General features: G+C 45.5%; 13 protein-coding genes. 8 read left to right on the top strand and 5 right to left on the bottom strand.

The features are described 5' to 3' along the window. Nucleotide 1: 1 nt before the first annotated feature. On the bottom strand, nucleotides 2–586 hold the full coding sequence (locus tag GO620_RS15435; protein WP_157524655.1) for a hypothetical protein: 585 nt from the start codon (nucleotides 584–586) through the stop codon (nucleotides 2–4). A 287-nt stretch (nucleotides 587–873) separates the two neighbouring features. On the opposite strand from GO620_RS15435, the gene GO620_RS15430 reads away from it, so the two are divergent. The 4 genes from GO620_RS15430 (at nucleotide 874) to hflX (ending at nucleotide 5418) form a co-directional block, all read left to right on the top strand. Next, the gene (locus GO620_RS15430) at nucleotides 874–2283 is read left to right on the top strand and encodes an anthranilate synthase component I family protein (protein ID WP_157524654.1); all 1410 of its coding nucleotides are present in this window, start codon (nucleotides 874–876) and stop codon (nucleotides 2281–2283) included. Nucleotides 2284–2320: 37 nt separating this feature from the next. Further along, complete coding sequence (locus tag GO620_RS15425; protein WP_157524653.1) at nucleotides 2321–3025, top strand: anthranilate synthase component II; 705 nt, start codon at nucleotides 2321–2323, stop codon at nucleotides 3023–3025. Nucleotides 3026–3164: 139 nt separating this feature from the next. Beyond that, a complete protein-coding gene (trpC, locus tag GO620_RS15420) occupies nucleotides 3165–3947 on the top strand; it encodes an indole-3-glycerol phosphate synthase TrpC (RefSeq protein WP_157525149.1) in 783 nt (260 codons plus the stop codon). Nucleotides 3948–4233: 286 nt separating this feature from the next. Next, a complete protein-coding gene (hflX, locus tag GO620_RS15415) occupies nucleotides 4234–5418 on the top strand; it encodes a GTPase HflX (RefSeq protein ID WP_157524652.1) in 1185 nt (394 codons plus the stop codon). A gap of 144 nt (nucleotides 5419–5562) precedes the next feature. On the opposite strand, the gene GO620_RS15410 is transcribed toward hflX, so the two are convergent. Both GO620_RS15410 and mqnB read right to left on the bottom strand, forming a co-directional pair. Next, nucleotides 5563–6453, bottom strand: a complete 891-nt coding sequence (locus GO620_RS15410) for a menaquinone biosynthesis family protein (protein WP_157524651.1) — start codon at nucleotides 6451–6453, stop codon at nucleotides 5563–5565. A 59-nt stretch (nucleotides 6454–6512) separates the two neighbouring features. Beyond that, the gene (gene mqnB, locus GO620_RS15405) at nucleotides 6513–7238 is read right to left on the bottom strand and encodes a futalosine hydrolase (RefSeq protein ID WP_157524650.1); all 726 of its coding nucleotides are present in this window, start codon (nucleotides 7236–7238) and stop codon (nucleotides 6513–6515) included. A 74-nt stretch (nucleotides 7239–7312) separates the two neighbouring features. On the opposite strand from mqnB, the gene GO620_RS15400 reads away from it, so the two are divergent. Both GO620_RS15400 and folE read left to right on the top strand, forming a co-directional pair. Further along, nucleotides 7313–7729: a 6-pyruvoyl trahydropterin synthase family protein gene (locus GO620_RS15400; protein WP_157525147.1), complete on the top strand. Its 417-nt coding sequence runs from the start codon at nucleotides 7313–7315 to the stop codon at nucleotides 7727–7729. Nucleotides 7730–7734: 5 nt separating this feature from the next. Then, the gene (gene folE / locus GO620_RS15395) at nucleotides 7735–8376 is read left to right on the top strand and encodes a GTP cyclohydrolase I FolE (protein WP_157524649.1); all 642 of its coding nucleotides are present in this window, start codon (nucleotides 7735–7737) and stop codon (nucleotides 8374–8376) included. Here the strand turns inward: folE and GO620_RS15390 are convergent. Further along, nucleotides 8320–8610, bottom strand: coding sequence for a hypothetical protein (locus GO620_RS15390; protein WP_157524648.1), 291 nt, complete (start codon nucleotides 8608–8610; stop codon nucleotides 8320–8322). The two genes, folE and GO620_RS15390, sit on opposite strands and share 57 nt — an antisense overlap. Nucleotides 8611–8739: 129 nt before the next feature. Next, complete coding sequence (locus GO620_RS15385) at nucleotides 8740–10539, bottom strand: M61 family metallopeptidase (RefSeq protein ID WP_198173542.1); 1800 nt, start codon at nucleotides 10537–10539, stop codon at nucleotides 8740–8742. A 125-nt stretch (nucleotides 10540–10664) separates the two neighbouring features. Here GO620_RS15385 and GO620_RS15380 point away from each other — a divergent pair, with 125 nt between their 5' ends. Both GO620_RS15380 and GO620_RS15375 read left to right on the top strand, forming a co-directional pair. Next, on the top strand, nucleotides 10665–11096 hold the full coding sequence (locus GO620_RS15380; RefSeq protein WP_157524647.1) for a MarR family winged helix-turn-helix transcriptional regulator: 432 nt from the start codon (nucleotides 10665–10667) through the stop codon (nucleotides 11094–11096). 14 nt (nucleotides 11097–11110) lie between these two features. Further along, complete coding sequence (locus tag GO620_RS15375; RefSeq protein WP_157524646.1) at nucleotides 11111–12196, top strand: efflux RND transporter periplasmic adaptor subunit; 1086 nt, start codon at nucleotides 11111–11113, stop codon at nucleotides 12194–12196.

Raw genomic sequence — 12196 nt, 5'->3', positions numbered from 1 at the left:
GTTAAAAACGTGTGGTGTCGGGCTGCTGCTGTTGTTGCTGCGGCTGACCCGGTGGCGTTGTGGGCTGATGGAACTCGCGGTCGGCAGCGGTATCTAAGCTGGCAGGCAGCGGCAACGGCTCAAACTTTTTAAATGTGTCGCGCTTTTTTGTAGGGTCTTTGTAAACACTATCCTGCTTGTTCACAACCCTGGTTATTTGCGCGTCTGTTGTGCCAATGGCAAAGAAAGTTTCGAACGCGCCAACGAAACTATGGCCGTGCGCAGAAAATTTGCCAAGAAAGATAAGGTTAAATTGCTGCTTGCACTGGTCTTCCGCAAAGCCGTATTTTGATTTCACATGCGCTTTAAAACTTTCAAAGCTTGGGTTGGTGAACACCATTACTATTAAAAGAACAAGCAGCCCGCGCTTTATGTAAGCTTTTTGCCAATAAGCGTTGTTAAAGCTATCCTCATAAGTTAATACTGTTTTGGCATAGTCAACTTCGCTTTCATGTTGCTGCATCTTAGGCTTGTTGGCCTCCCGTGTTTTGATCAGATCTTCTTTACTCCCAACTAACCAGCCAAAGTTTTCTCCAAACCACCCCATTTATCAGCTTAAATGTTATCCGTTTTAAACATAACAACAATTTTAAATAATTAATTGCGTGCACCTCACCTACGAAATTTTAACACGAAAAAATTTGCACAATCAAATAACTTTATAATATTTGCCTCTGCATGTTTAATAAATCAGCAATAACCAAATACTGGTGGCTTCATAATTCTATGATTGCCGGATCTGATTATTAACTGGATTTACTAACCAATTGTAAACCTGATATGAGCCCGGCAGCAACCACTGCCGGGTTTTTCATTTATATATTTTGACACTTAATGACGACATTTAACATACATACCACCGCGAAAAAGCTGCTTGCCGATACTACAACTCCGGTGAGCATTTTTTTACGGCTGCGCGATGTGTTCCCTAATTCTTTATTGCTGGAAAGTTCTGACTACCACAGCCGCGAAAACAGCATGAGCTATGTTTGCTGCGAACCTATTGCGGGAATAAGGTTGGCAGATGGAATTTTAACCAAAAGCTATCCCGACGGCACAAACCGCACTTTTACTGCCGGAAGCTTTGACCTTACTGATGAGATCGCGGCGTTTATTAATGATTTTAAGGTTGATGATAACGCGTCAAAGATCATATCGAATGGCCTGTTCGGTTATTTTACCCACGAGGCTGTTGAGCATTTCGAGACCATAAAGTTGAAAACCGTTGAGGGTGACTATCGGAAGATACCAGAGATGCAGTACCACATATACAGGTACATTATCGCAATAGACCATTTTAAAAATGAGTTATACATTTTTCAGAATCAGCCTGCAGGGCAGCAAGAAAATGGCGGCCTGGAAAAGGTAGAATATCTGATCAAAAACAAGAATTTTCCAGAGTATCATTTTGAGGCGAAGGGCGAAGAGCAGTCTAACTTAACAGATGATGGCTTTAAGCAGGTAGTGGAGAAAATGAAGCAGCACATTTACCGCGGCGATGTTTTTCAGATCGTGCCGTCAAGGGCCTTTTCACAAGAATTTTTAGGCGACGAGTTCAACGTCTATCGTGCCTTACGTTCGGTCAATCCGTCGCCTTATTTATTCTATTTCGACTATGGCGATTTCAGGATCTTCGGTTCATCGCCGGAAGCGCAGATCACTATCAAGAACCGCGTTGCCAGCATCTATCCTATCGCGGGCACCTTTAAACGCAGCGGCGATGACGAGCAGGATGCTGTTACCGCCCGTAAACTGGAAGAAGACCCTAAAGAATCGGCAGAGCATGTGATGCTGGTAGACTTGGCACGAAATGACTTGAGCCGCCATTGCACGGATGTGGTGGTTAAAAAGTTTAAGGAGGTGCAGTATTACTCGCACGTGATCCACCTGGTATCAGAAGTGAGCGGCAAATTGCGCGACGGCGTATCCGCTTTTAAGGTAGTAGCAGATACCTACCCGGCCGGGACCCTTAGCGGTGCACCGAAGTTCCGCGCGATGGAAATTATTGACGAGAACGAAAACATAAAACGCAGTTTCTATAGCGGCGCCATAGGGTATGTGGGCTTTAACGGCGACTTTAACCACGCCATAATGATCCGCTCCTTTTTAAGCAAAAATAACACATTGCATTACCAAGCCGGGGCAGGTATTGTTGCCGACTCGGTTGCCGAAAATGAATTGCAAGAAGTAAATAACAAAATAGCTGCCCTGCACAGGGCGTTGAAACTGGCGGAGGAACTTTAAACCCCCTAACCCCCTGAAGGGGGAAATTAAACACAATATGGAAGATAACAATCATAGTGGAAAACATAAAGCAAACACTCCCCCTCTAGGGGGTCGGGGGGTTAATGATACTTCCCGTTCAGGATACCGGGCGGCAAACTCCCCCTTCAGGGGGCTGGGGGGTGCCGATAAAATTTTAATTATAGACAACTACGATTCATTTACCTATAACCTGGTACACCTGGTTAATGAATGCGGTATGGATTGTGAGGTTTGGCGTAACGACCAGTTTGAACTGGCAGATGTGGCTGCTTACGACCGGATCATCTTGTCTCCCGGACCGGGTATACCGTCAGAGGCCGGTTTGCTGCTGGATGTGATAAAACGCTACGCGGCAGAAAAGCGTATTTTTGGTGTATGCCTTGGCCAGCAGGCCATAGCCGAAGCGTTTGGCGGTTCGTTGTTGAACCTGGGGAGGCCAATGCACGGTATCGCGACGCCTGTAAAGGTTGTTGATGAAAATGAACCCTTGTTCCGGGACTTACCTGGGTATATCAAGGTAGGCAGGTACCATTCGTGGGTGGTAAACCCTGCCGACCTGCCCGAAGATCTGCACGTAACAGCGATAGATGAAAATGATGGCTCGGTTATGGCGGTAAGGCACAAAAAATGTGACGTTATCGGCGTGCAGTTTCACCCGGAGTCGATATTGACCGAGGGCGGTAAAAAAATGATGGAGAACTGGTTAAATGAGACCCCCTAAAAAGGAATGTCCGCGATTGTCATTGCGAGGAGCGTAGCGACGCAGCAATCCCGTCGCAATAAAAGAAATTAACAACCTACGGGGATTGCCGCGCCAACAAAGTTGGCTCGCAATGACAAGGTTATTATTGATAGGATTAATGAACATACTTGATAAAATAGTGGCGCACAAAAAAAGTGAAGTCGCTGCAGCGAAGAAGCGGTTCTCTTACATGTTTTTAGAGGAGTCGGAGTACTTTACGTGCCCCACGCATTCTTTTAAAGAATTTTTGACCGCGCCCGACCGTACCGGTATTATTGCTGAGTTTAAAAGGAAGTCTCCCTCTAAAGGTGTGATCAACGATGATGTAAAGGTAGAGGATGTAACCATGGGTTACAACGCCGCAGGTGCTTCGGCACTTTCTGTACTTACTGACAACCACTTTTTTATGGGCCGCAAACGCGACCTGACGAAAGCCCGCTTAGTAAACCAGATACCACTGCTGCGCAAAGATTTTATGATTGACGAGTACCAGATAGTAGAAGCGAAAGCTATCGGCGCCGATGTGATCCTGCTTATCGCAGCAATCCTCTCTCCGGAACAGATCAGAACATTTGCTGCCCTGGCCAAAAGTTTAGGCTTAAGCGTTTTGCTAGAAGTGCACAATCTTGAAGAGTTAGAGCGCAGTATTGAAAGCAACCTTGATGCTATCGGCGTTAACAACCGCAACCTTGCCGACTTTACGGTGTCCGTCGAGACGTCTTATCAATTGGCCAAACATATTCCTGAGGAGTTTTTAAAGATATCTGAGAGCGCCATTAGCAATCCGCAAACCATTAAGGAACTAAAGCAGGCAGGCTTTAACGGCTTTTTGATCGGCGAGAACTTTATGAAGGAAGCAGACCCAGGCAAGGCAATGGCGGAGTTTGTGAAAGAGTTGTAAACCCCTAACTCCCTGAAAGAAAAAATTGTTTTGCGGCTTTGCAAGTCGCGTTAAGCATAGGAGCGGTTACCGTTTGCTTGCAAACGTAAAAGCGCATAGCCCGACCCGATCCCGATGACTATCGGGAGAAGGGGAACGCCCAAAAATTGCTTACCTGCCATTGCATTGTCCCGATGTCTGTCGCTAATAAATAGCCCCTCTCTATTGGAGAGGGGTTGGGGTGAGGCATCACCTGCCATTTTGTACCGCTGTTAACAATGGCATTAGTATTGTAACTTTAACATTAATGAAGCAAAAATTTTATGATACTGCTGTGAAGCAGGAACGTGCTGTTCTGGTTGGGCTAATTACGCCCGACATGACCGACGAACAGTCTAAAGAATATCTGGAAGAGCTGCAATTTTTAGCGGAAACCGCCGGCGCTAAAACCGAAAAATGGTTTACGCAGAAATTGCAGCGCCCCGAACGTGCCACTTTCGTAGGCACGGGTAAACTGGAAGAGATCACGGCTTATGTAAAGTCTGAAGAGATAGATATGGTGGTGTTTGACGATGAACTCTCGCCATCGCAGCTACGAAATATAGAGAATGAGATAGGTGTCAAGATACTGGACCGAAGCAATTTAATCCTTGATATTTTTGCAGGCCGTGCGCAAACCGCTCAGGCAAAAAGCCAGGTCGAACTTGCCCAGTTACAATATCTATTACCCCGCCTTACCCGCTTATGGACCCACTTGGAGCGGCAAAAAGGTGGTATTGGTATGCGCGGCCCGGGTGAAAGCCAGATTGAGACCGACAGGCGTTTGATCCTGAATAAAATTTCACTGCTTAAGGACAGGCTAAAAAGCATTGACAGACAGAATGAAACCCAGCGCAAGAACCGCCATCAACTGATAAGGGTGGCATTGGTAGGCTACACTAACGTAGGCAAGTCTACCATTATGAACATGATCTCCAAGTCGGAGGTATTTGCAGAGAACAAGCTTTTCGCTACGCTGGATACAACGGTGCGGAAGGTGGTGATAGAGAACCTACCTTTTTTACTTTCGGATACGGTAGGGTTTATCCGCAAATTGCCTCACCATTTGGTAGAGTGTTTTAAATCGACATTAGATGAGGTTCGCGAGGCAGACATTCTGATCCATGTGGTAGATGTGTCGCACCCCAATTTCGAAGACCAGATACGTACGGTCAACGAAACCCTGAAAGACCTTGGCGCTATTGACAAACAGATCATCACCGTTTTTAATAAGATAGATGCTTACGAACCTGTACAAGTACACCCCGGCGACGAAGCGCACAAGCTAACCATCGACGAGTTTCAGCAAAGCTGGATGGCTGCGAATAATAGTCCGGCGATATTTATCTCTGCTTTGAAAAAGGAAAACGTAGATGAATTTAGGAAGATGCTGTATGATTATGTGATCGCCCTGCATACCGAACGGTATCCGTACGATCATTTGTTGTATTAGGGTAAGCCTCACCCCGGCCCTCTCGGAAGGAGGGGGAGCTAAGGAGCGATTAAAAGATTTGTCATGCTGAGCCTGTCGAAGCATTGTGCAATATAGACCCTTCGACAGGCTCAGGGTGACAGAACGGGTTAAATCCAATTGAAACTACTCTGTCACATACAAATTCAACCCGGATGGTAGTGGAGGAATGATCCTTTCCTCCGTTGCTTTAGCAAAAAGGGTATCAATGGCTCTACGTCCTTCTTCGCCGAGGTTTATCGAGTATTTGTTAACATAAAGGTCGATGTGCTTGTACATCACTTCTTCGCTCATTTCTTGCGCGTGCGAGCGAATGTAGTCAAGCCCCGATTTGGGGTTAGCAAACGCATATTCTACGGATTTCCTGATCAGCCGGTTAACTTTTAATTGCACATCCGAGGTCAGCTTGCGGTTGATGACAATACCACCTAGCGGGATGGCACAGCCGGTTTGCTGCTCCCAATAGTCGCCCAGGTCGATGATCTTTTTTAAGCCATTGTTTTGATAAGTGAAGCGGTTTTCGTGGATGATCAGGCCAACGTCGATCTCGTCATTCAGCAAGGCGTCTTCAATTTTAGAGAAGACAATTTCCTGTTTATTGGTCGCCTGCGGAAAAGCCAGGCTTAGTAAAAAGTTGGCAGTGGTGTATTTACCGGGGATGCCAATTCTGAGATGTGAGATTTGAGATGTGAGATGTGAGACATACTCTCCAAATGACAACTCCTTGTTCTTCGGAGAGGGTTGGGGAGATGTTTTCGATATCAGCATCGGGCCCACGCCGAAACCCAAGGCGCTGCCTGCATCAAGTAACGCGTATTTATCAGCCGCGTAGGCAAAAGCATGGTAGCTGAGTTTAGTGATGTCCAACGTGCCCGCAAATGCTTTGTGGTTCAACGTTTCCACATCATCATAAAATACGTCGAATTCTAAACCTTCGGTGTCAATCTTGTGGTGGATCAGCGCATCGAAAATAAAGGTATCATTAGGGCAAGGCGAAAAGCCGAGGGTGAGTTTCATAGACGTTGTAGGTAGTAAGTTAGATGTTGTGAGTATTGTCAGGAACTTAAATGAAAACACTACGTATTACGTAATATGTTCAACATTTCCACCGCAAATTTATTCAGATTTTTAACGGCAAGACCTATCTGCCAGGCATCGCGATTCCGCTTTTCTACATAATTTGACACCGCCCTGATTTGTACCCCCGGCACACCCGCTTTTTCGCAGGCATAAAAGAAGGCTGCACCTTCCATACTTTCCAGTTGCGGGTTTAGCCGGTCAACAACGGTCTGTATCGACTTTTCGTTGCCGTGAACTTTATTGACCGTTATTGCCTTTACCTGCGGAATATTTAAAAACGGATGCCCGTTGGGTTTATAGGTAACATCGCCGAATCCCAAAGTATCCAAAGGAATAAATGCCTCGTCGTCTTCGGCGCCCATTTCCGTAAAGGTGTCTTCTACAATTTCTACTACATTGCCAAGGGCAATGCGGCGGTCAAAACTGCCGGCTATACCGAGGTTAATTACCAGGTCGTAATAATTTGACGCCAGATGCACCCCCAGCGCGTAAGCCGTGGCCACCATACCGACGCCGGTGACAAGATATGAGGCCTCACTCTTGCGCTCTCCAAAGAGGGTAGCAAAAGCTTTATTTTCCGGCTCCCTCTCCTTTGGAGAGGGCGGGGGGAGAGGTCGGGCCGAATTTTCACGTCGATATTCAGCATTCGACATTTGATATTCAGTATTCTCTATCAACGGCCTTATCTCTGCCTCAGTTGCTGCTACAATTAATAATCTCATGGCTATTTCTTACGCCTAAGATAAAACAAGCCGCCTTTAATTGTTTTGTATATTTGCACCAATTACAAGGTATGATGATATACATAACGCGCAAAGAGCATTTTAATGCAGCCCATCGCATGTACCGCGACGAGTGGAGCGCAGAAAAAAACCTCGAGATATTTGGAAAATGTGCCAACCCCAACTGGCATGGCCACAACTACAATTTGTTTGTGACGGTTAAGGGACACGTAACTCATGAGACCGGCTACCTTATAGATCTTAAAGAGTTAAAGGTTATCATCAATGACTATGTAATAGAAAAACTTGACCATAAGAACATCAATATGGATGTAGATTTTATGAGAGGCAAAATGGCATCGACCGAATTGCTTTGCATAGAGATCTTTAAGCAGTTAAAACAGCCTATCGAAGCTTACGAAGGAGTATTTTTGCACTCGGTAAAACTTTTTGAAACTGAAAATAACAGTGCCGAATATTTTGGCGACTAACCAATATGGAAGACCAATTTGATGACATACCTGACCGCGATCAGGGCATAAACGGCTATCATAAAATAGACCGTTATAACCCTGAACTTATAGAAAAGCTAAGCGGCAACTACCGCGATGTGTTAACGCAGATAGGCGAAGACCCACAGCGCGAGGGTTTACTTAAAACGCCAGAACGTGTGGCTAAAGCACTGCTGTTTTTAACTCAGGGGTATGATCTTGACGCTAAAGAGATCTTAAACTCCGCCATGTTTAAAGAAGAGTATAGCCAGATGGTGGTTGTTAAAGACATTGAGGTATATTCTATGTGCGAACACCACATGCTGCCATTCTTTGGCAAGGCGCATGTAGCTTACATACCTAACGGTCATGTGGTGGGATTGAGCAAAATTCCGCGGGTAGTTGATGTTTTTGCGCGACGTTTACAAGTGCAGGAGCGTTTAACCAATGAGATCCGCGACTGCATTCAGGAAACGTTAAACCCAATGGGTGTAGGTGTGGTTATAGAATGCCGCCACTTGTGCATGAGCATGCGCGGTGTACAGAAACAAAACTCGGTTACAACCACCTCTGCCTTTACCGGCGAATTTTTAAAGGAAAAAACCCGTACAGAGTTTTTGAATTTGATCACCGGGAAATTGTCGTAAGTACCCCATCCAACCATTTCCAAATGAGAGGGCTTTAGCGAGGCGGTCGGCGTTATATCCGCGCGCGCATATTAAGGATGGTTCAGAGCCTTTAGGCATGGTCATGTCGACTATTGACATGGCGCCGTTAGTTTCTTCGGCTGACACCAGGACAGAAAAATATCCGCCGTGGTAATCGCGGAAATGCTGATCAACTATTAATTGTGCCGTAGGGTTTTGGATTTGTGTATTCATTTTTCTTGTGATTTGCATTTAAGACGCACAAGAAAAGAGGGACGTTACAGGAAATATGCAAAACGTCGTTTCAAGGAATGTAATGACGAAGCAATTTAATAGTTATAGCGCTTGACGAGCTTTACCTAATTACAAACTCAGCCATTTTTTTCTTACGGCCAGCTGTTCCGCGGATGGCGAGTCGACACTCACGATCTTTGCTTTGATATCGGCATTACGCAGTAAAGTCACCGTAAGGTCCAATGGGCGACCATCTCGTAAAACCGAAACCAGAATATGGTCGCCTACATTTTTACCGTCGAGCATGGTTTTTACATCGTTCACAATTTTGCCGTCGATGGTTGTAATTTCGTCGTTTACGTTAATACCGTCTATCCAAGCTGATGTTCCGCGAAGTACGCCGGTAACTTTAACAGAATTCAATGTGTTGACGCCTTTTATTCCCAGTGTCGGCACATTTGCAGATGCGTTCTCATCGATCAATTTATAACCGGCATAACCCAAATACTTGTCATAATCGATCTTGTCTAGTCCGTTAACATATTTCGCATAAAACTCATCCAGGTTCTTACCGGCGAATTTTTCCAGGCCTTCCTTAAACTCTTTGTCGGTATAACCGCGCTTCAAAGTTTTGTAGTACTGCTTGTACATATAGCGCATCACATCATCAAGGCAATACTTCATTTTAGAATCCTTGATGATCTCAAGATCCAGCAGTAAGGCAGCAATAGAGCCTTTGTTGTAATAAGATATTGCTGTGTTAGCTGTGTTCTCGTCGGGGCGGTAAGCCTTGATCCACGCGTCAAAACTGGCTTGCGACAGGGGCTGAATTTTCGCACCCGGAGTATTTTCCACTACGTTGATATCAGCTGCCAAAACGCCCAAATAGTTTTCGGTCGAGTAAAGTTTGGTGCGGTGAACTATAAGATTATCATAATAGGCGGTAAAGCCTTCGGCTATCCACAGGTCGGTGGTGTAGTTTTCTTTATCATAATCGAACGGCCCTAAGGCTATGGGGCGCAAACGTTTCACATTCCACAGATGGAAGTGCTCATGCGCTACAAGGGATAAGAAACCTTCATAACCTGCATCGGTGTTGTAGTTGTTGCGCGACGCACCCAAAACGGTCGAGCTTAAATGCTCAAGTCCGCCGCCACCCTTTAAATAATTGTGCACAATGAATGTATAATGCTTGTTAGGGTTCTCGCCATAGATAGCAGTCTCCAATTCTACCACATGTGCCATGTCTTTTTTCAGGCGTTCTTTGTCGTAATTGCCGCCGCCATACATCGCCACTTCGTAGTTAACGCCCGCGGCGGTAAAGCCAAACACATCCTGGTTGCCCACTTCTATCGGCGAATCGAACAGAATATCATAATTCGGAGCAGTGCGTGTAAAAGGATCGTTGCCAACCATCTCTAAACTGGTCGACACTTTGTTCCATCCTTTATAAGGGGTGATATGGATAGTCGATGGGTGCTGCAGCATGCCGTCGGGGTATAAAAACATACCCGAGGTTGAAAGAAACGCGTGGGTAACATCTATAAAGGCTGTCCGCACGGATATCTCGAAGCAATACATGCGGTATTTAACCTTAATTGTGTTTACGCCTTGGGTGGTAACCCGCCAGATATTTTTGCGCGTCTTTAAAAATGGTAATGGTTTGCCCAATGCACTCGCGCCAAAGCCCTCAAGGTTCTTCTCGAACTCGCGCACCAGGTAAGAACCCGGCGTCCATACCGGCATCTTCAGATCTACGTGTGGCTGTGCCAATCCGCTTATGGTCATTTCTATATCGGCATAATGCGCCTGCGGTTCAGAAAATGACACTTCGTATTTTATCTGCACTTTATCTGCAGCAATCGTTTTTTTAGTGGTAGTGGTCATAAGCGCGCTTAAAGCAATGGCAAAGATTGCAAAGGTTTTCATGGCGGCAATTTATAAAAATGAGGTGGGTTTAGCGTATTGCCGGCAGACAATAGCTAGAGCGTGTAAAATGGTTGATACATGCAACTATCTAATATAAGCATGCGTTAATTTTAAATCCGCTATTTATGATTGTAACAGAACCACTTTCGCGTAGGCTTATGCACTTTGGACGGGTATATATGCATGCCCTGGCCAAGCAGGTACACCACCTGGACATTAACCGCTACCACGATATCCTTGCTATTATTTACCTGCACAACGGGCAGCTAACGCAAAAGGCTTTAGGTCAGATGCTCGATAAAGACAAGTCATCCCTGGTGAGCATCATAGATCTGCTTACAGAAAAAGGATACGTTTACCGCGAAATAAACCCTGCAGACAGGCGCGAACAGTTATTAAAAATTACCGCCAAAGCAGAGCAGGAAGTACCCGAGATCATTAAGGCGTTTGACCACCTTAATAAGACCAGTACCCAAAGTATAACAGCTACAGACATTTCCATATTTAATAAAGTACTGGCCACTATGGAAGCCAACCTAAAACAACAAACCATATAGACCACACATACCCCATGAAAACTAGATACATTGTATATATAGCGCTGGCACTGGTTGTCGGTTACCTTATATTCAACAAACTGCACGGCGGCAAAGACAAAAATGGCCAGGGCGGCCCTACTGCCGACGCTAAGGCCGGCGGCAAAAAGAAAGGCGGACCGGTACCGGTTAATGTGATGATAGTGCACGATACATCGGTTACTAACAGCATTGACCTTACAGGTTCGATAGACCCAAACGAAAAGGTTAGCCTGATAAGCCAAACCGCAGGCAATATTACCGGCATTTATTTTAAAGAAGGCGGCCGCGTAAGCAAAGGCCAGGTGCTGGTAAAAGTTTATAACCAAGACCTGGTGGCGTCTTTGGCGCAAAACCAATATCAGATAACACTGGCCAAGCAAAATGAATATCGCAACCGCATCTTATTGCAAAAGGAAGCGGTAAGCCAGCAGGAATATGATACTTCATTATCAAGCTATAATTCATTAAAAGCCGCAGGGGATGTTATTAAGGCGCAAATTGCTAAAACAGTTATCCGCGCACCGTTTTCGGGCGTAATCGGCTTGCGTAGTATAAGCCCGGGTGGTTACTTATCACAATCAACTCCAATAGCGACACTGGTTAATACCGACCCGATGAAAGTAACCTTTAACGTGCCCGAGCGTTATGAACCGCTGATAAAACCGGGCAGCAAGATCACCTTTAACATTGCCAGCTCTAAAAAGAATTTTGCGGCGACGGTTTACGCGATAGAGCCGTCAATCGACCCAACGTCCAGAACACTAACCATCCGCGCAAAGGCGCCAAACCCTAATGGAGAGATAACCGCCGGCGGTTTCGCAAAAATAAACCTAACGCTTGACCAAATACCTAGAACCGTTATGGTGCCTACAGAGTGTGTGATACCTAACATAAAAACTAACCAGGTTTATCTGGTGCACAAAGGAATGGCAGTAGCTAAGAATGTAGAGACAGGCTTAAGAACTGATACCAAACTTGAGGTGACTAACGGACTTAAAACGGGTGACAGCCTTATTATATCGGGCCTAATACAGATACGCGGCAAGTCTCCGGTAAAAATTATAAAAGTTATAAAATAG

Source organism: Mucilaginibacter ginkgonis (genome assembly GCF_009754905.2).
GTDB classification, from domain to species: domain Bacteria; phylum Bacteroidota; class Bacteroidia; order Sphingobacteriales; family Sphingobacteriaceae; genus Mucilaginibacter; species Mucilaginibacter ginkgonis.
This window is presented reverse-complemented; position numbering and strand designations above follow the sequence as displayed.

Coding starts and splice junctions, on each gene's coding strand:
- GO620_RS15435 (WP_157524655.1), bottom strand. CDS start 586: ATGGGGTGGTTTGGAGAAAACTTTGGCTGGTTAGTTGGGAGTAAAGAA.
- GO620_RS15430 (WP_157524654.1), top strand. CDS start 874: ATGACGACATTTAACATACATACCACCGCGAAAAAGCTGCTTGCCGAT.
- GO620_RS15425 (WP_157524653.1), top strand. CDS start 2,321: ATGGAAGATAACAATCATAGTGGAAAACATAAAGCAAACACTCCCCCT.
- trpC (WP_157525149.1), top strand. CDS start 3,165: ATGAACATACTTGATAAAATAGTGGCGCACAAAAAAAGTGAAGTCGCT.
- hflX (WP_157524652.1), top strand. CDS start 4,234: ATGAAGCAAAAATTTTATGATACTGCTGTGAAGCAGGAACGTGCTGTT.
- GO620_RS15410 (WP_157524651.1), bottom strand. CDS start 6,453: ATGAAACTCACCCTCGGCTTTTCGCCTTGCCCTAATGATACCTTTATT.
- mqnB (WP_157524650.1), bottom strand. CDS start 7,238: ATGAGATTATTAATTGTAGCAGCAACTGAGGCAGAGATAAGGCCGTTG.
- GO620_RS15400 (WP_157525147.1), top strand. CDS start 7,313: ATGATATACATAACGCGCAAAGAGCATTTTAATGCAGCCCATCGCATG.
- folE (WP_157524649.1), top strand. CDS start 7,735: ATGGAAGACCAATTTGATGACATACCTGACCGCGATCAGGGCATAAAC.
- GO620_RS15390 (WP_157524648.1), bottom strand. CDS start 8,610: ATGAATACACAAATCCAAAACCCTACGGCACAATTAATAGTTGATCAG.
- GO620_RS15385 (WP_198173542.1), bottom strand. CDS start 10,539: ATGAAAACCTTTGCAATCTTTGCCATTGCTTTAAGCGCGCTTATGACC.
- GO620_RS15380 (WP_157524647.1), top strand. CDS start 10,665: ATGATTGTAACAGAACCACTTTCGCGTAGGCTTATGCACTTTGGACGG.
- GO620_RS15375 (WP_157524646.1), top strand. CDS start 11,111: ATGAAAACTAGATACATTGTATATATAGCGCTGGCACTGGTTGTCGGT.